The following is a 592-nucleotide window of genomic DNA, read 5'->3' on the forward strand; positions in this document are numbered from 1 at the left end:
CTGTAGTTTTACCACTAAACTACACCCGCTTAATAAAATATGGCGCGAGACGGAATCGAACCGCCGACACATGGAGCTTCAATCCATTGCTCTACCAACTGAGCTACCGAGCCAAATTGCGGGAGCAGGATTTGAACCTACGACCTTCGGGTTATGAGCCCGACGAGCTACCGAGCTGCTCCATCCCGCGTTAATATAAAAAGGAGGATGTGGGATTCGAACCCACGCACGCTTTTACACGCCTGACGGTTTTCAAGACCGTTCCCTTCAGCCGGACTTGGGTAATCCTCCAATAAATAGTCCGTACGGGATTCGAACCCGTGTTACCGCCGTGAAAAGGCGGTGTCTTAACCCCTTGACCAACGGACCATATTTATAAATGGGCACGAGTGGACTCGAACCACCGACCTCACGCTTATCAGGCGTGCGCTCTAACCACCTGAGCTACGCGCCCAAGTTCAAAAACTTGGTATGAACTTTCGTTCAAAGCGGGTGACGAGAATCGAACTCGCGACAACAGCTTGGAAGGCTGTAGTTTTACCACTAAACTACACCCGCTAAAATGGGAGTTAACGGGATCGAACCGCTGACC

6 tRNA genes are annotated in these 592 nt (G+C 51.0%); all 6 read right to left on the minus strand.

Going from position 1 to position 592, the window contains the following annotated elements:
- Nucleotides 1–40 precede the first annotated feature (40 nt).
- Nucleotides 41–113 (minus strand) — tRNA-Phe (locus HMPREF2655_RS09825).
- A gap of 3 nt (nucleotides 114–116) precedes the next feature.
- Nucleotides 117–190, minus strand: a tRNA-Met gene (locus HMPREF2655_RS09830).
- 11 nt (nucleotides 191–201) lie between these two features.
- Nucleotides 202–291, minus strand: a tRNA-Ser gene (locus HMPREF2655_RS09835).
- A gap of 6 nt (nucleotides 292–297) precedes the next feature.
- Nucleotides 298–369: transfer RNA gene (locus HMPREF2655_RS09840), tRNA-Glu, on the minus strand.
- Nucleotides 370–380: 11 nt separating this feature from the next.
- Nucleotides 381–454 (minus strand) — tRNA-Ile (locus HMPREF2655_RS09845).
- Between the two features lie 33 nt (nucleotides 455–487).
- Nucleotides 488–558: transfer RNA gene (locus HMPREF2655_RS09850), tRNA-Gly, on the minus strand.
- Nucleotides 559–592: the final 34 nt, after the last annotated feature.

The sequence above is a fragment of the Streptococcus sp. HMSC066F01 genome (assembly GCF_001837335.1).
GTDB lineage: Bacteria > Bacillota > Bacilli > Lactobacillales > Streptococcaceae > Streptococcus > Streptococcus oralis_S.